Origin of the sequence: Oricola indica (assembly GCF_965227485.1) — a bacterium.
In the GTDB taxonomy this organism is placed as follows: domain Bacteria; phylum Pseudomonadota; class Alphaproteobacteria; order Rhizobiales; family Rhizobiaceae; genus Oricola; species Oricola indica.
In genome coordinates, this window is record NZ_OZ245747.1 from 422,747 (window position 1) to 443,820 (window position 21,074).

The following is a 21,074-nucleotide window of genomic DNA, read 5'->3' on the forward strand; positions in this document are numbered from 1 at the left end:
ATTTCTTCATGCATAACGAATCGATCCTCACCTCCCTCGCCGACGGCGTGCTGACCATCACGCTGAACCGGCCGGACCGGCTGAACGCATGGGATACGCCGATGCGCGACGCGCTTGTCGCGGCGCTGCAGCATGCAGGCACCGAAGACGCGGTGCGCGCCGTGGTCATCACCGGCGCCGGCGATCGGGCCTTCAGCGCCGGGCAGGACCTGAACGAGGCGACGGATTTCGATTCCGACCGGGCCGAAATCTGGATCGAGGAATTCCATACGCTCTATCGCGCGGTGCGTTCGCTGGAAAAGCCCGTCATCGCGGCGATCAACGGCGTAACGGCCGGGTCGGCGTTCCAGTTCGCACTTCTGACCGACATCCGCGTCGGTCATCCCGGCGTGCGAATGGGCCAGCCGGAGATCAATTCGGGTATCGCATCGATCACCGGCCCCTGGATCATGCGTGAGATCCTCGGTCTGTCGCGCACGATCGAGCTGACGCTGACCGGTCGGCTGATGGACGCCGACGAAGCCCTCGGATTTGGCGTGCTGCATCACGTGGTCGAGCGGGAAAACGTCATGGCGAAATCGCTGGAAATCGCAACGGAGCTCGGCGCGAAGCCCCAGACGGCGATGCGGCTGATCAAGCGGCGCTTTTTCGAGGTTCTCGAGGCCGGGCTGGACGATGCCGTCGCGGCCGCCAAACGCCACCACCGCGAATCCTTCGATGCGGGCGAACCACAGGCGGCGACGCGCGACTTCCTCGCCGCACGCGGCGGCATCAAGCATGGATAGCAGACGCATGGCGGCCTCGCCGCCATTCGAGACGACCGTCGGCGCGTTGCTGGCCGCCTGCGAGCGCGACGAACCGGACCGGATCATCCTGACTGCGGGTGATCGGCAGATCACCATCGGCGAAGTTGCGCGACAGGCTAGGGCAGTTGCCGCCGATCTCGTCGGTCGCGGGATCAGTCCGGGCGACCCGGTCGCGACCATGCTCGGCAACGGCCCGAACCATGCGGCGCTGTTTTGCGGCATTGCGATGGCCGGCGCGCTCTGGATTCCCCTCAATCCGCAGGCGCGCGGTCCTTCCCTCGCCCATGCGCTTGGTGTTGCGCGGCCGGTTCTCGCCTACGCCCATCAGGATGCGGTCGAGCCCCTGCGGGCCGCCATGCCGGACGGATCGATCGAAATCGTCGTGACCGATGGCTGGCGGTTCGACACCCACGCGGAGCCCGGCGAAGCGAGGCTGCCCGTGATCCGCCCCGACGACGTACGGACGATCATGTTCACCTCGGGCACTTCTGGGCCGCCCAAGGGCGTGCAGGTGACCGAGCGCATGCTGGTTGCGTCAGCCGCCGGAACGGCGCTCGCCTCCGACTGCAGCGATGGCGATGTGTTCCTGATGTGGGAGCCATTGCATCATATCGGCGGGGCACAAGTGCTTGTCATGGCGCTGGTCCACCGCGCAAGGCTGGTGATGGTCGAACGTTTCAGCGCCAGCGGCCTGTGGCCGACCGTGCGCGCCGAGGGCGTCACCAAGCTGCACTATCTCGGCGGAATACTCGAAATCCTGCTCAAGGCCCCGCCCCGCGCCGACGACCGGGACCACCCGGTCGAGATCGCCTTTGGCGGCGGCTGCCGGCCGGAAATCTGGCGCGCCTTCGAGGCGCGGTTCGCAATCCCGATCCGCGAGGTCTACGGCATGACCGAAGCCTCCAGCTTCACCACGGTCAACCGCTCGGGCACGGTCGGTTCGACCGGCACGGCGGTGCCATGGTTCGATGTCGCGCTATGGGGCGATAACGGCGAACCCGTCACGACCGGCGCACAAGGGGAAATCACCGTGACAACCGCCCATCCAGGCCTGTTCACGCCCGGCTACCTGAACGCGCCGGAAGCGACCGCCGGGCTGTTGCGCGATGGAAGGCTGCATACCGGCGATCTCGGGCGGTTGGGCGCGGACGGCAACCTTTACTTTCTCGGAAGGCTGTCGGATTCGCTTCGCAGGCGTGGCGAGAACGTTTCGGCCTGGGAGGTCGAGACCGCCCTGGCGGCGCATCCCGATATCGCGGAAAGTGCCGTTGTCGGCGTCGCGGCGGATATCGGGGAGCACGACATCCTGTGTTTCGTCACGATGCGCGAAGGCGCGGCCTTCGATCCCGAGGGCCTCGCGGCATGGTCCCGGGACACCATGCCGCCGCATCACGTGCCGCGCTACTGGAAGGCGGTGGCGCGTTTCGAGAGGACGCCCAGCCAGCGCATCCGCAAGGACAGGCTCGACCGCGATCTTGCGACCGCCACCGACACCGCGCCTGCGCGTGACCGGACGCCATGACCGTGCCTCGGCATAATCACCTCAGTCGCGAATGAAGCGGATCGAGGTGATGCGGCCTTCCCAGAAGGGATGGATTTCTCCGTCAGCCGCGCGGGCGATCATAAATGACATCGGGATCCGGACGCCCTCCACCAGGCGGTAATCCGACCTGACGGTGTGCTCGCCCGAACCGTGATAAGGCGTCGTCAGGTCGCCATCCTCCTCGGCGTCGAAGGCCGCAAGGCTTCCGTCGTCGCGGAAGGTGGCGATCATCGCGGCCTGAAAACCATAGGCGCTGACGACAGCACGGGCATGGCGATCATCGATCGGTTGCCATTCAACCGGGCCACCCGGCAGCAAGGCCATGGGCCATGCAGGGCTTTCCAGCAACCAGCGGCGCAGGGAGATGCGATTGAGTTCGGGCGTCCCCTTCTCGTCGACGACACGCAGCGTCGAAAGCAGTTTCGCGCCCATCTCCATCTCGCCATCCACGAAGATGTCGTAGGCGACGGCCCACACCGGACCGATGATCGGCGTGTCGGCCGAAAAGACGAGGTCCGGCTTGCGCGTCGAAGCGACCTGCCGCGCTGTCGTCGGTTCGAATTTCTCCATCAGCGGGCGGCGGAATTCTCCGCTCATATCCACCGCGACCGAGACTATGTCGACCGGCGGACCATCGGGAAAGACGAAATCGAAGTAGCGGCGAACGGGTGCGGGCAGGCTTTGCATGGCGGCGGCGTCGAACGAAGCGGCGCGGTCTCGCGCGTCCGCGACAACGGCGTCCTCGCGGCCGGAAATTTCAGCACGCAGAGACCATGCGGACCAGCCGATCCAGACGGTCGGCACGGCGGCGAGTCCTGCAAGGACGATCAGGGCGGCGTTTTTCATGCGCATGGTGTTTCTCCGATAATTCAAAACGTAATCTTTTGTACGATTTGACAGATACGTATAATTGTTTACGGATTTGTCAAGACATTGGAGAAGACGATGAGCGGCGACTACGCGGCGCGGCGGCGGGCCGCCATCAAGGAAGCGGCATTCGAGATCCTGGCGGAGAAGGGATACAAGGCCGCATCGATGCTGGAGATCGCGCGGCGCGCAAAGGCCTCAAACGAGACGCTCTACAAATGGTTCGGCAACAAGCAGGCGCTGTTCAGGACACTTGTCGAGGACAATGCGCGCGAGGCGCGCGACCTGCTCGAAAAAGCCCTCTCCGACAACAGCGATCCCGTCGAAGCGCTATCACGGCTCGGACCCCTTCTCCTCGCGATCGTCACAAGCGAGAAAGCCGTGGCCCTGAACCGGGCCGCCGCGGGCGATGTGTTCGAAACGGCGACGCTTGGGAGCACCATCGCCGAACATGGTCGCGAAGCGATCTTCCCGCTCCTCAAGGACCTCTTCGAAAGGGCATTCCGGGACGGGACGCTGACCGACGGGACACCGGCCGAGGCGGCGGAAACCTATATCAATCTCCTGATCGGCGACTTACAGATACGCCGGGTCATCGGAGTGGCCCCGCCGCCGGACCGCGAGGAAACGGAAGCGCGAGCGGCCCGCGCGGTGGCGAAACTTTTGCGCATCCACGGATCGGCGTAACCCGCCGCAAGCGCAAATTCATTCATGATTGATACACTTTTTCTTGCCGACGAGCGAAGAGCGCGGTAAGTCGCTCAATCGGGCCAATCGAAGCCCGGGAGGGACACATTCCATGCCGACACGCTACGCCATCATCGGGACCGGCATGATGGGGCAGGAGCATATCCGCAATATTGCCCTGCTGGCGGATGCCGAGGTCGCGGCCATTGCCGATCCCGACGAAGGCATGCGCAACGCCGCTGCCGCGCTTTGCGGACAGAACGGGTTTGCCGGCACGAAGAGCTTCGCCGATTATCGAGATTTGCTGTCTTCCGGCGACGTCGATGCGGTCGTGGTCGCAAGTCCGAACGAAACGCATGCGGCGGTGATGGAGGATATTCTCTCGACACGGTTGCCGGTTCTGCTGGAGAAGCCATCGGCCTCGATCGCGGAGGCCGCCCGCGCCTTGGCGGCGAAAGCCGAGAGCCGCGACGCGCCGGTCTGGGTTGCGATGGAATATCGTTACATGCCGCCCGTGGCGCGGCTGATCGAAATGGTCCGGGCCGGCGAGGCCGGCAATCCGAAGATGCTCTCGATCGTCGAACATCGCTTTCCCTTCCTGACAAAGGTCGGCCACTGGAACCGGTTTTCGGCGCGTTCGGGCGGTACGATGGTGGAAAAATGCTGCCATTTCTTCGACCTGATGCGGCTGATCACGCAAAGCGAGCCGGTGCGACTGTTCGCCTCCGGAGCGCAGGACGTGAACCACAAGGACGAAGACCACGGCGGCGAGCGGCCCGACGTGATCGACAACGCCTTCGTCGTTGTCGACTTCGCGAACGGCATGCGCGCGGCGCTCGATCTGTGCATGTTCGCGGAGGGCTCCTACTTCCAGGAACAGGTGTCGGTGACGGGCGACGCGGGCAAGATCGAGGCTGTCGTCCCCGGTCCGGCGCGGTTCTGGCCGGGCGGCGCGGAGCGGGCCTCCGAAATGATCGTCTCGCCCCGCGCGGCGAAAACGCCGAAGCGCGAGGCGGTGCATGTCGAGGAACGCCTGCTGCGCGCCGGCGACCATCACGGCGGCACCTATTTCCAGCACGAAAGGTTCAACCGGCTGGTCCGCGAGGGCGGCAAACCGGAAGTAACCTTGCATGACGGCGCGAGGGCGGTAGAAATGGGCGCTGCCGCCGAACGGTCGATCCGGGAAGGTGGTGTCGTGCATCTGTAACCGCGCTTCGCCGCGGCCAAACCGAAAGTGCCCCGATGTATCTGTGCTGCGGCGATAGCCTTTTCGACATGTTCACCGCGCCGTCCTCCGATCCGCACGGGATCTCGATCGACGGCCATGTCGGCGGATCGCCGCTCAACGTGGCGCTCGGACTGGCGCGGATGGGAAACCATTCGCGTTTCTTCACGCGAGTCTCGACCGACATGTTCGGGCGACGAATTGCTGCCTTCATGGCGGCAAACGACATCGATTCGAGCCCATGCGTGGAAACACGGCAGAACACGACGCTCGCGATGATCGGCCTGAAGGAAGACAACAGCGCCGACTACGTGTTCTACACCGACGGCACGGCCGATTGCTCTGTCACGGTCGACGACCTGCCGGGAACGCTCGACCCGGCCGTGCGTGTGATCCATTTCGGGTCCTATTCCACCGTCATCGAGCCGACGGCGACAGCACTCGCCACGCTTGCCGCGCGCGAGGGAACCGACCGTTTCGTTTCCTACGATCCGAACCTGCGCACGATGATCGAACCGGACATCGAGATCTGGCGCGCGCGCGTCGCCGCGATGACGAAGGCCGCTGCCTTCGTGAAGGCGAGCGACGAGGATGTCGCGCAGCTCGGCGCGACGCCGGACAGTTTCGCCGCCGACGCGCTGGCAAATGGCGTGGACCTCGTCTGCGTCACGCTCGGCATGGACGGCGCGCTTGTTTTTTCCGCCGAGGGCACCGAATTGCGCGTGCCGGGCATTTCCGTGCAGGTCGCCGATACGGTCGGCGCGGGCGACACGTTCCAGGCGGCGTGCCTGCACTGGCTTGGCGCGCAGGGCCTGACACGAAAAGGGCTGGCGCGCGGCGCCGATATGGCGGCGATGGCCGGTTTCGCCGTCAAGGCCGCGGCGCTGACCTGTACGCGGCGCGGGGCCGATCTTCCGACGCTCGCCGATATCGAATCCTTTGCTCCCTGATGCGGCCCAATTGCTAAGGCAGAGCCAGTCGAATAGATACGGCGCAGCAAAACAGGCCCCACCGATTCCATGTTGCTTTTCCATCATCCGATGTCTGCCCCTTCGCGTTTCGTCCGGCTGACGCTCGGCGAATATGGCGAAACGCCCGACCTGCAGGAGGAACTGCCCTGGGCGCGGCGGCCGGAATTCATGCAGATCAACCCGGCGGGCACGCTTCCGGTCCTGGTCAGCGAAGCAGGACCGCCGGTCGTCGGCGCTTTCGCCATTTCCGAGTATCTCGACGAGACGCGCGGCCCCATCATGCGCGACAAGCGGCTGATGCCGGGCTCGCCGCTCGAACGCGCCGAAGTGCGCCGGCTGATCGACTGGTTTCTCGTCAAGGCGGAGGCCGACGTGACGCGTGCCCTGGCGCGCGAACGCGTGTTCAAGCTTCAGATGACGACGGCCGAAGGCGGCGGCGCACCCGATTCCGCCGTGTTGCGCGCGGCGCGCAGCAATATTCGCCAGCACATGCGCTACCTTGGATGGCTGGCGCACAGCCGCGACTGGCTGGCCGGAGACCGGCTGACGGCCGCCGACCTTGCCGCCGGTGCGACCGTGAGCGTGCTCGACTATCTCGGCGAGATCGACTGGGCCGCCGAACCGGCCGCCCGCGACTGGTATCAACGCATGAAATCGCGCCCGTCCTTCCGCGAATTGCTGGCCGACCGGGTTCGGCGCCTGCCGCCCGCGCCGCATTACGCCGACCTCGATTTCTAGGCTGCGGCAAAGCCGTGCTTGAAGCATGGCCGCCGCGACGGGCATGATCACGCGATGACGCCGCAACGCGCCAGACAGGGATTGATCGACGATCTGCAGTCCGAGGGTTTCTCGGACGTTCGGATGACGCGCGCGGATTCGATTCCGCACGCCGCACCTCGACTGCGGGAGTTCCTGCGCGCCGGCCATCACGGGACGATGGGCTGGATGGAGGAAACCGAGGCCCGCCGCGCCGACCCCAGAACACTGTGGCCCGATGCGAAGACGGTCGTTCTCGCGGCGATGAATTACGGGCCGGAAGACAGCGATGCGCCGCTGGCGGCGCTGGACAAACATGACCGCGCGACGATTTCGGTCTATGCGCAAAACCGCGACTACCACGATGTCATCAAGGGTAAACTGAAGCAGGTCGCCGGCCGGTTCGCGGCAAAGACGGGCGCGGACGTCAAGGTCTTCATCGACACTGCGCCGGTGATGGAAAAGCCGCTCGGCGAGGCCGCCGGCCTCGGCTGGCAGGGCAAGCACACCAATCTGGTGAGCCGGGCGCTCGGCTCATGGTTCTTCATCGGCTCGATCTTCACCGACATGGAGTTACCGCTCGACGAACCGGAGACAGACCACTGCGGCTCGTGCCGCGCCTGCCTCGACATCTGCCCGACCGACGCGTTTCCCGAACCCTACCGGCTCGATGCGCGACGCTGCATCTCCTACCTGACCATCGAACACGCGGGACCTGTCCCGGCCGAGTTTCGCAAGGCGATGGGCAATCGCATCTATGGCTGCGACGACTGCCTTGCCGTCTGTCCGTGGAACAAGTTCGCCAGCGCGGCGAAAGAAACGAAGCTCATGGCGCGCGACGATCTGAAGAACCCGGCGCTCGAAGACCTGCTGGCACTCGACGATACGGCGTTTCGCGCCCTTTTTTCCGGATCGCCAATCAAGCGGATCGGCCGCGACCGGTTCATCCGCAACGTGCTGATCGCGGCGGGAAACAGCGAGACGCCGGGCCTCGCCTCGCATATCGAGCCTCATCTGGCCGATCCCGACCCGACCGTGCGCGGCGCAGCCGTCTGGGCGCTTGGAAATCTGGCGAAAGACCGCATGGCGGGGTTGCGCGATCTGCACGCGACGCGCGAAACGGACCCGATGGTGCTCGACGAATGGAAAGAGGCGACCTCATGACGATTTTCATCTTCGGTGCGGGTTTTTCCGGCCAGGCCTTCGGCCGCCTGATGGCCGCGCGCGGCAAGACCGTGCACGGCACGACGCGGACGCAGGATAAGGCGGGCGTGTTGCGCGCCATCGGGCTCGTACCGCATGTGTTCGACGGAACAGCGGTCACGCCGGAGCTTGCCTCGGCGCTGGAGGAGACGACGCATCTGGTGATTTCGATCGGGCCCGGCGAGGAGGGCGACCCCGTGCTGAATGCACTCGGCGACCGGATCGCCACATTGCCGAAGCTCGAGTGGATCGGCTACCTCTCGACCGTCGGCGTCTATGGCGATCATGACGGCGCGTGGATCGACGAGGAGGCCGAATGCAGGCCCGTCTCGCAACGCTCGTCGCAAAGGCTCGCCGCCGAGATGGCGTGGCAGGATCTCGCGGACATGGCCGGCAAACCCCTGGCGATCCTTCGGCTTTCGGGTATCTACGGGCCCGGCAGAAACACCTTCGTCAATCTGGAACGGGGCACCGCGAAGCGGCTGATCAAGCCGGGCCAGGTGTTCAACCGCATCCATGTCGAGGACATTGCGCGGGCGCTCGATTTCCTTGGCGAACGGCATATCGGCGGCGTTTTCAATGTCACGGACGACCTGCCGGCACCGCCTCAGGATGTTGTCGAATATGCAGCGTCTTTAATGAAAGTTGATTTGCCGCCCGCAATCGACTTCGAGACCGCCACAATTTCGCCCATGGCACGATCCTTTTACGGGGAATGCAAGCGCGTCTCGAACGCGAAGCTTAAACAGGCCGGTTTCGCTTTCGCCCACAGCGACTACAAGACGGCCCTGTCGAGTATGTGGGCGCAAGGTAACTGGCATTAGTGCGGGGAACGCCCGGACGGTACCCTGAAGCGCCTCGAAGGCCCCGGTCCCATCCCGACGTCCCCCCGTTTCAAACGGGGTAAACAAGTGAAATCCAAATTCTTCGGCACGGCCTTCCTGGCCGCGACGGCAACGCTTTGCGTGGTTTCGGCAACGGTTCCGGCTTCGGCCCAGTGCGGCGGCGCTTCATGGTATGCGCTTCATTCGCGCACAGCATCCGGCGAAATGATGAACCCGGCGCAGATGACGGCGGCGCACAAGACACTGCCCTTCGGCACCAAGGTCAAAGTCACGAACAAATCGACGGGCAAGTCCGTCGTGGTGCGCATCAACGATCGCGGGCCCTTCATCAAGGGCCGGATTATCGATCTCTCCAAGGCGGCGGCCAGCCGGATCGGGATGATCCGCTCCGGTCACGCGCCTGTCTGCATTTCCGCTACCAGCTAGGAATCGACGCTGCCGCGCGATTCATGCACGGCCTTGAGCGCTCGCTCCAGATGCACGTCACGGTCATAGATGTCGGTGAAGTACTCCACTTCACCGGCCTCGTTCGGCCATGCCGTGTAATAGGAGATGAAGACCGGGATCTTCTCCGGGACTTCCTCCGCCTTTTCGCCGCCGCCGGCGGCGATCCTGCCGTGTACGTAATCCTCGGTCTTGCCGAGCACGGCGGCCGCCATCGCCTGCGGCTGCTGCAGACGCACGCAGCCATGGCTGAGCGCCCGCATGTCACGTTCGAACAGGTTCCGCGACGGCGTGTCGTGCATGTAGATCGCATGCTTGTTGGGGAACAGGATCTTCACCTTGCCAAGCGCATTCGATGGTCCCGGCTTCTGGCGCACGCTGTAGGGCCGACTGGTCGAGTAATTCCACCAGTTGACGCTGGCCGACGAAACCCGGCGGCCTGATGCGTTTGTCACCTCGTAACCGGCACGGTCGAGATAGCTTGGATCGCGATGGAGCTTCGGCAACATCTCGTTGACGATGATCGATTGCGGAACTCCCCAATAGGGATTGTAGACCACCCGCTCGACCTCGTCGAAGAAGAACGACGTCTGGTTCGACTTCTTGCCGATGATGGCGCGCATCGAGAGCTTCGTTTCGTCATTCTCGAAATAGCTTGCGCGGAAAGCCGGCTGGTTGATCAGCACGTGGCGCGCGCCGAATTCCTCCGGATGCCAGCGTAGGCGCTCCAGCGCCATCTCGATGCGCTCGATCTTCGAGGCATGGCCGACATCACTCAGATGGGAAACCGTGTTCCGGCCCACGATCCCGTCGGGAACGAGACCGTTCTCACGCTGAAAATCCTGCACGAGTTCGGCGATCTCGTGGGTGTATTCGTCGCCGCCGAGATATTCGGCGAATGTCGCCGCGTGTTTCGTGCGCGCTTCCTCGCTGACGCGCTTGCGAAGCGCCTTCATGATCAGCGGCAGGGCCTCTTCCGTCTGGCCGACCTTCACGAAAGTTCCGTCGGGGATGACGATTTCCTCGACATCCTGGGTCCTCAGATCCGCCAGTTCAGCCTTGAGTTCGGCATATTCGGGCTGGCGCGGCTCTAGCGTCTGCAGCCATGCCGCCGGATCGGCGGTCCGCGAAAGAATGCCGATCGCCTTGTCGGCGGCAAGGCGCGGCAGCGGGAAATCATGGTAGCCGGAGAGCTTGTCGGGAATGACCGCGCCGTCCTTGATATCCATCGCGTAGCGCACGGCGCGCGCCGACATTTTCATCTCGAAGGAGAGCATGTCGGCCGTGCGTCCGGCGGGATCATCCATAGACCAGCCGTCACGCGGTACGGCGACGGAATACTCCGATGCCTCAAGCCCGTGATCGCCCGCTTTTTCGAGAAGAGCGGCGACGGCCTTGGCGTGTTCGGTCACGCTGCTGCCGCGCGACCAGATGAATTTCGGATTTTCCGCGTAATGCGCCTTGAGCGCGTCGGCGACGGCCTTTTCCATCGCGATCGACGTGTCCGGTGCGAGCCGGATCGCCTCGGCGAAGCGGGTGGCCTCGAAATCGAGGCTAGGCTCCAGCCCCCCGGCCTCGACCGTGTCGGGCAGAAGCGACGCGACCGTGACCGTGGTCAGCGCTGCAGGCTGATAGGAATAATAGCGCGGCCCGGTGACGCGCTTGACCGGCGCGGCGGCACGACGCTGCACCTGCTGCACTTCTCTTTCGCGCGTTTCGCGCTGCCTCCGCCTGTCGTCACGGCGATTGATGCCGAACAGCAATTCATGCAGCTGGACCTGCGCCTGTGACGTCACCGTCATGACGGGCACGGCCGGAACGGCGATCGCCGCAGTCAGGCAAAGTTTCAGAATATTCCTGGAAATCACGGCAAACTCCGATTCGCTCGCTGTCCTGCCCCTTGGGTAAGAGACAATAACCAACCGAACAGGGTTTATAAAGGGTAAGGACGGCGCGAATGGCGATCACGTTTTCGCCATCGGGCGAACCGCAACACGCCGCGTTTGGAATGGACGGCTTGTCCGGCCCGCGCTATGGCATTGGCCATGAACAAAGACGATCACCTCTTCCTGGTCGACGGATCGGCCTATATCTTCCGGGCTTTTCATGCGCTTCCGCCGCTGACACGCAAATCCGACGGGCTGCCGGTCGGCGCCGTTGCCGGTTTCTGCAACATGCTCTGGAAACTGCTGCAGGACGCCCGCGACACGGATGTCGGCGTGACGCCGAGCCATTTCGCGGTGATCTTCGATTATTCCTCGAAGACTTTCCGCAAGGAACTCTATCCCGAATACAAGGCGAATCGCTCCGAGCCGCCGGAGGATCTGGTCCCGCAATTCGGGCTGATTCGCGAGGCGACGCGCGCCTTCAACCTGCCTTGTATCGAGGTCGAGGGCTACGAGGCCGACGACATCATCGCGACCTATGCGCGTCAGGCCGAGAAGGTCGGCGCCAAGACGACGATCATCTCGTCGGACAAGGACCTGATGCAACTCGTTTCCGACCATGTGTCGATGTATGATTCGATGAAGGACAAGCAGATCGGCATTGCCGAGGTCATCGAGAAGTTCGGCGTCGGTCCGGAGAAGATGATCGACCTGCAGGCGCTGAACGGCGATTCGACCGACAATGTGCCCGGCGTTCCCGGAATCGGGCCGAAGACGGCGGCGCAGCTGCTGGAGGAATATGGCGATCTCGACACGCTTCTCGAACGCGCCTCCGAGATCAAGCAGAATAAGCGGCGCGAAAACCTGATCGAATTCGCCGACCAAGCGCGGCTCTCGCGCGAACTGGTGACGCTGAAGACCGACACGCCGCTCGATATCGATCTCGACGGGCTGAAGCTCGAGCCGCAGGACGGCCCGAAGCTGATCGGCTTCCTGAAGGCGATGGAATTCAACACGCTGACCCGGCGCGTGGCGGAAGCCACCGGGACCGAGGTCAACGAGGTGGACGCGGCGGCGATCGAGGTTGAGGCGGGCGCGAAGGCGCACGGGCCGGATCTCGACGAGAGGACGGCAAAGGAACGGGACGGTGCACCGGCCGATGCGTCGGAGGATGACGCCCTGACCCCGGGAGCGCATGCACAAGCCCGCGCCGACGCGGCGGCCGCGGCAAAGTTCGATCGCGAGGCCTATGTCTGCATCCGGGACATCGAGACGCTCGATGCTTGGATCGCAAAAGCACGCGACGCCGGTGTCGTCGCCTTCGACACCGAGACCAATTCGCTCGACGCGATGCAGGCCGAACTGGCCGGTTTCTCGCTGTGCTCGACGCCCGGCGAGGCGGCCTATGTGCCGCTCAACCACAAGTCCGGCAATGGCGACCTTCTGGGCGGCGGGCTGCTCGAAGACCAGATTCCGGCGGATGCCGCGCTGGAGCGTTTGAAGACGCTGCTGGAGGATCCGTCGATCCTCGTCGTCGGGCAGAACCTCAAATATGACTGGCTGGTGATGCGGCGCTACGGCATCGAGATCGCCTCGCTCGACGATACGATGCTGCTCTCCTATGTCGTCGATGCCGGCACCGGCGGCCACGGCATGGACGCCCTGTCCGACCGCTGGCTCGGCCACCAGCCGATCACCTTCAAGGACATCGCCGGCACCGGCAAGAAGGCGCTGACCTTCGACATGATCGACCTGGAAACGGCGACTCGCTACGCCGCCGAGGACGCCGACATCACACTGCGCCTCTGGCGGGTGCTGAAGCCGCAGGTACTCGCCCGGGGCCTGATGCATGTCTATGAGCGGCTGGAGCGGCCGCTCGTGGCGGTGCTGGCGCGCATGGAGGCACGCGGCATCTCCGTCGACCGGCAGATCCTGAGCCGTCTTTCCGGCGAGTTCGCACAGAAGGCCGCCGCGATCGAAGACGAGATCCACGAGCTCGCCGGCGAAAAGTTCAATGTCGGATCGCCCCGGCAACTGGGCGAGATCCTGTTCGGCAAGATGGGGCTGCCGGGCGGCACGAAGACGAAATCCGGCCAATGGGCGACCGGCGCGCAACTGCTGGAAGACCTCGCCGCCGAGGGCCACGAACTGCCGCGCAGGATCGTCGACTGGCGACAGCTCACCAAGCTGAAATCCACCTACACCGACGCCCTGCCGGACTATATCAATCCGGATACGAAGCGGGTCCACACCTCCTATTCGCTGGCGGCGACCTCGACCGGACGGCTCGCTTCGTCGGAGCCGAACCTGCAGAACATCCCGATCCGGACGACGGAGGGACGGCGCATCCGCACGGCCTTCATCGCCGAGAAGGGCAACAAGCTGATCTCGGCCGACTACAGCCAGATCGAGCTGCGCGTGCTCGCCCATGTCGCCGACATCACGCAATTGAAGCAGGCCTTCGCGGACGGCATCGACATCCACGCCATGACCGCGTCCGAGATGTTCGGCGTCCCGGTGGAAGGCATGCCCTCCGAAGTGCGGCGACGCGCCAAGGCGATCAATTTCGGCATCATCTACGGCATCTCGGCCTTCGGGCTGGCCAACCAGCTCGGCATCGAGCGGTCCGAGGCGGGCGCCTATATCAAGACCTATTTCGAGCGCTTTCCCGGCATCAAGGACTACATGGATGCGACCAAGGCGTTCGCGCGCGAGCATGGCTATGTCGAAACGATCTTCGGACGGCGCGCCCATTACCCGGAAATCAAGTCCTCCAATCCGCAGATGCGCGCCTTCAACGAGCGTGCGGCGATCAACGCGCCAATCCAGGGGTCGGCCGCCGACATCATCCGCCGCGCGATGATCCGCATGGAGGGAGCCCTGGCCGATGCGAAGCTGTCGGCCCGAATGCTGCTACAGGTCCATGACGAACTGATCTTCGAAGCGCCGGAAAAGGAAGTCGACGAGACGATCGAGGTGGTGCGCCATGTCATGGAAAACGCCGCGCTGCCGGCGATCCAGATGGCCGTGCCGCTTCATGTCGATGCGTCCGCGGCGGACAATTGGGACGAGGCGCACTGACTTGATCGGAAATCCCGACGCCGTAGCGATTCTACAGACCTTCACCATCCTTCTTTTCGCTCATCTGCTCGGCGATTTTCCGCTGCAGCCGGAGCGTATCGCGATCCGAAAGGGCCAGATCCCGATCCTGTCGATCCATATCGCGATCATCGCGGGTACGGCGGTGGTGGTGCTCGGCTACTTTGCGCCGGCGATCATCGCGACAATCGCGATCACGCATTTCTGCATCGACCTCTTCAAGTCGCGCAAAGGCACGTTCAATCTTGCCTGGTTCCTTGCCGATCAGGCGGCGCATATCGCGGTCGTCGCCGCCGTCTCGATCCTGTGGCCGGCCGACCTGTCACGCTCGCTGATCTACAGCCACCTGACGCCGGACCAGCTTTCGGCCGTCCTGTCCGCGATGATGCTCGGTTCCGGCTTCATCATCGCCGTTCTGGCGGGCACCTATGCGGTGGAACTTTTCCTCAAGCCCTTCGGTGAGGAAATCGACGGATTCGAGGCCGGGCTGAAGAAGGGCGCGCGCGCCATCGGCCAGCTGGAACGGCTGCCGGTCTTCATCTTCATCGTGATGGGACAGCCGCTTGCAGCCGGCCTCGTCATCGCCGCCCGCGCGATCATGGCGTTCGGCGAGTTGCGCAATGCAGGCGACCGCAAACGGGCCGAGTATGCGATGCTGTCGGCCTTCGCGAGCCTCGGCTGGGCGGTCGGCATCGGCTATATGGCCGTCTGGGCGGCCGGGCTTTTCTGAACGATCAGCCGCACATCTCGTCGAAACAGGCCGTCACGTGGTCGGCGACGGCGCGCGAGCAGCAGCCGGGATTGTCCTTCACTCGCATGCGAATCTGGTATTTGCAGAGCTTCGGCAGGCCCTGCTTTTCGCCAAGTTCGATCAACGGCTCTGAAATGAAGCTCTTCGGGAAGGGCGCGATGGCGAGATCGGAAGCGATGGCAGCACGCTGGGCCTGGGTGTGCGCCGTCATATAGGCGGTTCGGTAACTGCGGCCGACTTCGGTCAGCGCCTGCACCGCGCCGGACCGCCAGGCGCAACCTTCCTCCCACATCGACAGCGGCAGGGGATCGCGTTCCCACGCACAGCCGCCGCGCACGCCGGCCCAGACGAGATCCTCCTCGAGCAGCACCTGCGCGCCCTCCTCCAGCTGTTGAGACTGGGCGGTGTAGACCATCACATCGAGCTGGCCGTTCTCGAAGCGCTTGATCAGGAGATCGCTGGTCTCGATGATCACATTGACCTGCACGTTGGGGTGCGTCTCGGCGAAACGCTTGAGGACCTGCGGCATGATACGCTCGCCATAGTCGTCGGGCGCGCCGAGGCAGACCGTCCCCTCCATCTCCGGCATGACGAAGCGCGCCACCATCTCGTTTGAAAGCGCAAGGATGCGGCGCGCATAGCTGACCAGCATCTCGCCGCTCTGGGTGAGTTTCACCGAACGGGAATCGCGCTCGAAGACCGATGTCCCGAGCGTTTCCTCCAGCTTCTTGACCTGCATGGACACGGCTGAGGGCGTGCGGAAGACGCGTTCCGCGGCCTTGGAAAAACTGCCTGTCTCGGCAATCGCCAGAAAGGTGCGCAGAAGATCGATATCGGCTGGCGCCTGCGCCAGGGCCGGCCTTGCACTCGGAGCATTCATGGAGTCAGCCTCAGTTCAAGTTTTCTGAATGATCGCGTCAAATCTATTCGTTTGATTGAACCATGCTTCGCGAGCATTGTCCAGACCACGGCGGACGACACGAGAAACAGCCGCCCCAACCAAAGGAGACGGACAATGACCACGATCGAATTCGAACAGGCTCACCAGCCGCGCAATGACGGCAGCATCATCCTCACCCTCGCAAAGCTGGCTGCGTCAGCCGCTGGCGGTACTGTCTCGGCGTTGCTGCGCTGGCACCGGCAGCGCCGCGACCGGGCCGCGTTCATGACACTGGCCGGCAAGGATGACTGGGTCTATCGCGATCTCGGCATCCATCGCGGCGACGTGGAGTGGGCTTCCCGGCTGCCGATGCATGTCAACGCGGCAAAGGAACTCGAAAAACTCCGTACGCGGAGCGCGGGGAACCTTTGAGGCCGGCAGTATACAACGCCATGATAGCGCCCGATTTCAGTCTTTTACATTTCGTGTACTGGGAACGGGGAGCTACCCTTGAAAAACCTGAAACGCCTGGCGGCGCTCACGGGCGCCGCAGCAATAGTTGCGTCTTGTCAAAGCGTGTCGCTGCCGGGAGCCGACGCTTCCGCCGGCGCTGACAATCCTTCACTTTCACTTGCAGAAGAGACGACACAGGCCGCGAATGCCGACGCCGCGGCCGGCGCTCAATGCTCGATCGCGCTGGCCGGCGGGCCACCGCCGAAGCCCGCCAAGGGCGCCGATTTCGCCAAGAACGCCGTCGGCAAGAATGTCGCCCGCAATGCGGGCCGCAACGTGATCGCCGGTATCGGCGGGCGCCTCGGCGGCGGGTTGGGCGGCGCAATCGCCGGCGGCATCGCCCGCGACCAGATCCGCACCGAACAGGAACTCAAGGGCACATGGATGATCACGGACGGCTCGCGGGATTGCGGCTGCCAGCTCGACATCAGCTCGGGCACCAATATGCGCATGCAATCGTCCAACAAGGGCCGGTTGAAGCCGAAAGGCTGTTCGTCGCTGGTCGCCGGCGCGGCGAACTGGACGCTCGGGCACAGCTTCACCGGCTACGACGCGCCGTTCCAGCTGCTCGCACCGGACCGCAAGACGGTCGTGGCCAGCATGAAGCGCGACGGTATCAACTACTTCTCCGGCACGCTCGCGGACGGCACGGCGGTCATGATGTGGCGGCGCATGGGCGACAGCTGACGCGCGGCGACTAGAGCAGAATCCGTTCATGCTGCATCGTATCCGGCGGCGGCGAAGTAGTTCGCGCATTCCTGCGTCGTGAATGTCGGGATCAGGCTCCCGATCCTGTCCCACAGGTCATCTATGGTCCGCTCGGCCGCCTTCCTGAGCATGGCCTTCAGCTTGGAGAAGGCATTCTCGATAGGGTTGAAGTCTGGGCTGTAGGGCGGAAGAAACAGCAGGGAGGCTCCGGCCGCCTCGATCATCTGGCGGGTCCGAGGTCCCTTGTGGCTGGAGAGGTTGTCCATGATCACGATGTCGCCATGCCGCAGTTCCGGCACGAGCACTTGCTCTACATAGGCCTCGAAAGCGATCCGGTTGATCGGCCTGTTCAAGACGAAGGGCGCGATCATGCCCCGCAGCGTCAGTGCGCCGACAAAGGTCGTAGTCTTCCAATGGCCATGAGGCACGCCCACCCGCAACCGTTCACCGCGCGGAGCCCGGCCATGGGTGCGCGCCATGTTCGTCTTGGCCCAGGTTTCATCGATGAAGACCAACCTTGCCGGATCGAGGTCGATCTGGTCGTTGAACCACGTCCTTCGTCGCTTCAGGATGTCCGGACGGTCCTGCTCACTGGCGTGCGCGGTCTTTTTTTGCGCGTGATCCGGTGACGCTTGAAAAAGCGTTGGATCGTGCCGAAGCCGAAAACGTGGCCGCGTGCGGCAAGCGCTTGGCGCATCTCCTGGATGGTAATGTCGGGCGTCTCCTTGAGCAGCGACAAGATCAATCCCTTGCAGGCGTCGATGCGCCCGGACCGTCGATCGCCGCCCAGCGCCTTGGGACGAGGATCGCCTTGTTCGCGTTCACGCGTCCGCCAGCGGCTGACACTGGCCGCGCTGACGCCAAAGCGCTCACCCGCCTGACGATGGCTGAGACCGCCGGCGACAGCGGCGAGAACACGTGTGCGAAGATCGAGCGACAGAGCCTTGGACATGTCCGCCGGCCTCCTTGCTCCGGCAGACATCATGAATCATCAAACCGCTGATTTGGGAATCCCTGCCGATTCAATCAGATCGGGTGCCGCTCTAGCCCTCGCCGCGCCAATCGACGCGGTAGAGTTCCGGCCGCCGGTCATGCAGATTGCGAACGGAACCGCGCGCCCGCGCGGTTTCGAGCCGGTCGAGATCGAGATCGGCGACGATCATCATCTCGGCATTCTCGGTCGCTTCGGCCGCGATCCCGTCGCGCGCGAAGGGGTGATCCGACGGCGTGAGCACCGCCGACTGCGCGAAATTGATATCCATATTGGCGACATTCGGCACCGTGCCCACGAGGCCGGACGTCACGACATAGCACTGGTTTTCGACCGTGCGGGCGTGACAGCAATAGCGCACCCGCAAATGGCCGTGCCGCGTATCGGTGCAATAGGGCACGAAGAACAGGCTCGCGCCGGCATCGGTGAGATGCCGACCCATCTCGGGAAACTCGCTGTCGTAGCAGATCATCACGCCGACAGCGCCGCGATCGGTCTCGACGGGCTCAGCAGACGCGCCGCCGCGAATGTTCCAGACGGCCTTCTCGTCTGGCGTCGGGTGCAGCTTGTGGCGCGCATGCAGCATGCCATCACGCAATGCCACGAAGGTGATGTTGTGCGCCTCGCCTTCGAATACCGTCGCGTGCGAGCCGCCGATGATGTTGACGTCATGCTCGCGGGCAAGCGCGGCAAGGCGCTCCTTTAAAAGCGGCGTGTATTCGCTCAGCCGGTCGATCGCCTCGCCGGCGGGCACCATGGAGGAGGCGCCGGACAGCAGCTGCAGCGTAAAATGTTCCGGAAAACACACGAAATCCGCGCCGTAGTCACCGGCGGAGCGAACATAGGTCGCGATCCGGTCGAAGAAGGCGTCGGGCGAATCCGTCTGCCGGGCGGCGAACTGGACGCTGGCGACACGGACGGTGTGCTGCGAGGCGGTCATGGGGCTTTCCTCGGGCCAAAAGGATATTTGCGGCGCTCAATGACACGGGACCGCGGAAAAATCAGCCCCGTTCAACTGCCGGCGCAGGAAACGCCGGTGCCCTGCAATCCGCAATAACCGCCCGGGTTCTTCGCCAGATATTGCTGGTGATAGTCCTCGGCGTAGAAGAATTGCGGCGCCGGCGCGATCTCGGTGGTGATCGGCGCGGCGATACCAGCCCCCTTCAGCGCCGCCTGGTAAGCGTCGCGGCTGGCCTGCACGGCAGCGAGCTGCTCGTCACTGGTCGCGTAGATCGTCGAACGGTAGGTGGTGCCGACATCGTTGTCCTGGCGCATGCCCTGTGTCGGGTCGTGCTCTTCCCAGAAGGTCTCCAGCAGTTTCTGCAGGCTGATCTTTTGCGGGTCGAAGACGACCATCACGACTTCCGCGTGGCCGGTCAGGCCTGTCGTCGTTTCCTGGTAGGTCGGGTTCGGCGTCAGGCCGCCAGCGTAGCCCACGGCGGTGACATAAACGCCGTCGAGCTTCCAGAACAGGCGCTCCGCGCCCCAGAAACAGCCCATGCCGAAATAGACAACCTCCATGCCGTCCGGCCACGGACCCTTGAGCGGCATGCCGTTGACGAAGTGATGCGTCGCGGTCGGCAGCGGCTCGTCGCGGCCTGGCAGCGCCTGCGCGGCATCGGGCATTTTCGTCTTCTTCTCGAACAGGCTGGACAGAAACATGGCGGCTCTCCCTTGAAAGGACGGCCTAGCGCGGGCGGCGCTTGAGGCCCTTCTCCGGCGGCTTGCGGCCCAGTGCGTAGAGCAGGAGCGCAAGAACGGCGAACACGGCAAATGTGGGCAGGGCGAACAGCGAAACAAGCAGCGGATCGCTCACAAATTCGGGAGCGGCGCCGGCCAGCCAGTCCCGGAACGTTTCAAGAAGCGTCGGAATGACCAGTTCGAGGCTCTCGCCGAAGGGGGTGAACACGATACTGGACACGCCGATCGACCGCGTCGCATCGATGACGATGAACATCAGCGCGATGGCAAAGGCAATGAAAGAGAGGGTCTTCAGAAAAAAGCGGATCATGGTCAATCGGGCGATGGCAAATCTGGCGCCTCAGCGTCAATACGAAACGCCCGGCGACATGGCAATGCGCCTTTGAGCGAGGCCGGCGGATCGCTTGTTCGAAAGCATGAAAAAAGAGACAAATGGGGAGTTGAACCGCCAAGCGTTCCGACTATATTGCCGCCACCGTGGACGGACCCGTCCCCGCGCCCGACAGCAACCGTCCGGGCCAGGCGGAAAACGGTGAGGTGGCCGAGTGGTTGAAGGCGCACGCCTGGAACGCGTGTAGGCGGGGAACCGTCTCCAGGGTTCGAATCCCTGTCTCACCGCCATTTCCCCCATCGAGCCAAACACACCTATTCGCCCTTCCCGCCGGACTCGCTCGTCCCTTTGGATCCGCCCTTGCCGTCCGCCTTGTCCTTCCCTGCGGCGCGGCGCTTCTTGCACAGGTCCTTGATCTGCTTCAGCTTGGCCAGCTTCCAGGACACACGCGTGATTTCGATCACCAGCCGGGTCAGCATCCACTGCGCATGGGCATAGCCCGTGTCGTGGATCAGCCAGGAAACGGGATTGTAGTAACCGTGCCCACCGATCAGCGCCAGCTGGATCGCCATCGTCGCGTTGATGACGGTGCTCGATTCGATCTCGCGGATGACTTCCTTGTAGCACTCGGCCTTCTTCGCGGCCGCCGACGACATACCGCCGCCTGCGACCGCCTCGACGCCCAGCCCGTATTCCTTCAGGACCTTGTTGAAACTCTTTCCGTCCGAGAAATCATGGCTCGAATGGATTTGCACGAGCGTATCGACGGTCGACTGGGTCTGTTTGATATAGGCGTCGATATTCCTGCAGCATTCGTCGTCGACGGTGTATTTGGCCATTTCGCTTTCCCCCGAAAACCCGTCTGCC

General features: G+C 63.8%; 21 protein-coding genes and 1 tRNA gene. 14 read left to right on the forward strand and 8 right to left on the reverse strand.

Annotated elements, in window-relative coordinates; genetic code table 11:
- The first annotated feature begins 8 nt into the window (after positions 1–8).
- Positions 9–785, forward strand: coding sequence for an enoyl-CoA hydratase/isomerase family protein (locus tag ACQK2M_RS02220; RefSeq protein WP_425416440.1), 777 nt, complete (start codon positions 9–11; stop codon positions 783–785).
- On the forward strand, positions 778–2,328 hold the full coding sequence (locus ACQK2M_RS02225) for an AMP-binding protein (protein ID WP_425416441.1): 1,551 nt from the start codon (positions 778–780) through the stop codon (positions 2,326–2,328). Before ACQK2M_RS02220 ends, ACQK2M_RS02225 begins: the two co-directional genes overlap by 8 nt.
- A 21-nt stretch (positions 2,329–2,349) precedes the next feature.
- Here ACQK2M_RS02225 and ACQK2M_RS02230 read toward each other — a convergent pair whose 3' ends face one another.
- Positions 2,350–3,201, reverse strand: coding sequence for a DUF6920 family protein (locus ACQK2M_RS02230; protein WP_425416442.1), 852 nt, complete (start codon positions 3,199–3,201; stop codon positions 2,350–2,352).
- 93 nt (positions 3,202–3,294) lie between these two features.
- On the opposite strand from ACQK2M_RS02230, the gene ACQK2M_RS02235 reads away from it, so the two are divergent.
- From ACQK2M_RS02235 to ACQK2M_RS02265, 7 genes are all read left to right on the forward strand, one after another.
- Entirely contained in the window at positions 3,295–3,903 is a 609-nt protein-coding gene (locus ACQK2M_RS02235) for a TetR/AcrR family transcriptional regulator (protein WP_425416443.1), read from the forward strand.
- 112 nt (positions 3,904–4,015) lie between these two features.
- Complete coding sequence (locus ACQK2M_RS02240) at positions 4,016–5,110, forward strand: Gfo/Idh/MocA family protein (RefSeq protein WP_425416444.1); 1,095 nt, start codon at positions 4,016–4,018, stop codon at positions 5,108–5,110.
- 35 nt (positions 5,111–5,145) lie between these two features.
- A complete protein-coding gene (locus tag ACQK2M_RS02245; RefSeq protein WP_425416445.1) occupies positions 5,146–6,078 on the forward strand; it encodes a carbohydrate kinase family protein in 933 nt (310 codons plus the stop codon).
- Between the two features lie 69 nt (positions 6,079–6,147).
- A complete protein-coding gene (locus ACQK2M_RS02250; RefSeq protein ID WP_425416446.1) occupies positions 6,148–6,837 on the forward strand; it encodes a glutathione S-transferase family protein in 690 nt (229 codons plus the stop codon).
- Positions 6,838–6,891: 54 nt separating this feature from the next.
- Entirely contained in the window at positions 6,892–8,019 is a 1,128-nt protein-coding gene (gene queG / locus ACQK2M_RS02255) for a tRNA epoxyqueuosine(34) reductase QueG (protein ID WP_425419967.1), read from the forward strand.
- A complete protein-coding gene (locus ACQK2M_RS02260) occupies positions 8,016–8,882 on the forward strand; it encodes an SDR family oxidoreductase (RefSeq protein ID WP_425416447.1) in 867 nt (288 codons plus the stop codon). Before queG ends, ACQK2M_RS02260 begins: the two co-directional genes overlap by 4 nt.
- Positions 8,883–8,999: 117 nt before the next feature.
- The gene (locus tag ACQK2M_RS02265; protein WP_425419968.1) at positions 9,000–9,329 is read left to right on the forward strand and encodes a septal ring lytic transglycosylase RlpA family protein; all 330 of its coding nucleotides are present in this window, start codon (positions 9,000–9,002) and stop codon (positions 9,327–9,329) included.
- On the opposite strand, the gene ACQK2M_RS02270 is transcribed toward ACQK2M_RS02265, so the two are convergent.
- Positions 9,326–11,215: a L,D-transpeptidase family protein gene (locus ACQK2M_RS02270; RefSeq protein ID WP_425416448.1), complete on the reverse strand. Its 1,890-nt coding sequence runs from the start codon at positions 11,213–11,215 to the stop codon at positions 9,326–9,328. The two genes, ACQK2M_RS02265 and ACQK2M_RS02270, sit on opposite strands and share 4 nt — an antisense overlap.
- A 165-nt stretch (positions 11,216–11,380) precedes the next feature.
- Here ACQK2M_RS02270 and polA point away from each other — a divergent pair, with 165 nt between their 5' ends.
- Both polA and ACQK2M_RS02280 read left to right on the forward strand, forming a co-directional pair.
- Positions 11,381–14,314 carry a DNA polymerase I gene (gene polA, locus ACQK2M_RS02275; protein ID WP_425416449.1) on the forward strand — a complete coding sequence of 978 codons (2,934 nt, stop codon included), beginning with the start codon at positions 11,381–11,383 and terminating at the stop codon, positions 14,312–14,314.
- Between the two features lies 1 nt (position 14,315).
- On the forward strand, positions 14,316–15,062 hold the full coding sequence (locus ACQK2M_RS02280) for a DUF3307 domain-containing protein (RefSeq protein ID WP_425416450.1): 747 nt from the start codon (positions 14,316–14,318) through the stop codon (positions 15,060–15,062).
- Between the two features lie 4 nt (positions 15,063–15,066).
- On the opposite strand, the gene ACQK2M_RS02285 is transcribed toward ACQK2M_RS02280, so the two are convergent.
- Positions 15,067–15,963, reverse strand: coding sequence for a LysR family transcriptional regulator (locus ACQK2M_RS02285; protein ID WP_425416451.1), 897 nt, complete (start codon positions 15,961–15,963; stop codon positions 15,067–15,069).
- 135 nt (positions 15,964–16,098) lie between these two features.
- Here ACQK2M_RS02285 and ACQK2M_RS02290 point away from each other — a divergent pair, with 135 nt between their 5' ends.
- Together ACQK2M_RS02290 and ACQK2M_RS02295 are read left to right on the forward strand one after the other, a co-directional pair.
- The gene (locus ACQK2M_RS02290; protein WP_425416452.1) at positions 16,099–16,395 is read left to right on the forward strand and encodes a hypothetical protein; all 297 of its coding nucleotides are present in this window, start codon (positions 16,099–16,101) and stop codon (positions 16,393–16,395) included.
- A gap of 78 nt (positions 16,396–16,473) precedes the next feature.
- Entirely contained in the window at positions 16,474–17,163 is a 690-nt protein-coding gene (locus tag ACQK2M_RS02295; RefSeq protein ID WP_425416453.1) for a hypothetical protein, read from the forward strand.
- A gap of 26 nt (positions 17,164–17,189) precedes the next feature.
- Here ACQK2M_RS02295 and ACQK2M_RS02300 read toward each other — a convergent pair.
- The 4 genes from ACQK2M_RS02300 to ACQK2M_RS02315 form a co-directional block, all read right to left on the reverse strand.
- A protein-coding gene (locus ACQK2M_RS02300; RefSeq protein WP_425416454.1) for an IS630 family transposase occupies positions 17,190–18,136 on the reverse strand; the annotation gives its coding sequence in 2 pieces (ribosomal slippage) (positions 17,190–17,788 and positions 17,788–18,136; 948 coding nt in all).
- Positions 18,137–18,227: 91 nt separating this feature from the next.
- On the reverse strand, positions 18,228–19,115 hold the full coding sequence (locus tag ACQK2M_RS02305; RefSeq protein ID WP_425416455.1) for a carbon-nitrogen hydrolase family protein: 888 nt from the start codon (positions 19,113–19,115) through the stop codon (positions 18,228–18,230).
- 71 nt (positions 19,116–19,186) lie between these two features.
- The gene (msrA, locus tag ACQK2M_RS02310; protein WP_425416456.1) at positions 19,187–19,837 is read right to left on the reverse strand and encodes a peptide-methionine (S)-S-oxide reductase MsrA; all 651 of its coding nucleotides are present in this window, start codon (positions 19,835–19,837) and stop codon (positions 19,187–19,189) included.
- A 25-nt stretch (positions 19,838–19,862) separates the two neighbouring features.
- Complete coding sequence (locus ACQK2M_RS02315) at positions 19,863–20,186, reverse strand: hypothetical protein (protein ID WP_223478805.1); 324 nt, start codon at positions 20,184–20,186, stop codon at positions 19,863–19,865.
- Positions 20,187–20,407: 221 nt separating this feature from the next.
- Here ACQK2M_RS02315 and ACQK2M_RS02320 point away from each other — a divergent pair.
- Positions 20,408–20,497, forward strand: a tRNA-Ser gene (locus ACQK2M_RS02320).
- A gap of 24 nt (positions 20,498–20,521) precedes the next feature.
- Here the strand turns inward: ACQK2M_RS02320 and ACQK2M_RS02325 are convergent.
- The gene (locus ACQK2M_RS02325; protein ID WP_425416457.1) at positions 20,522–21,046 is read right to left on the reverse strand and encodes a hypothetical protein; all 525 of its coding nucleotides are present in this window, start codon (positions 21,044–21,046) and stop codon (positions 20,522–20,524) included.
- Positions 21,047–21,074 lie beyond the last annotated feature (28 nt).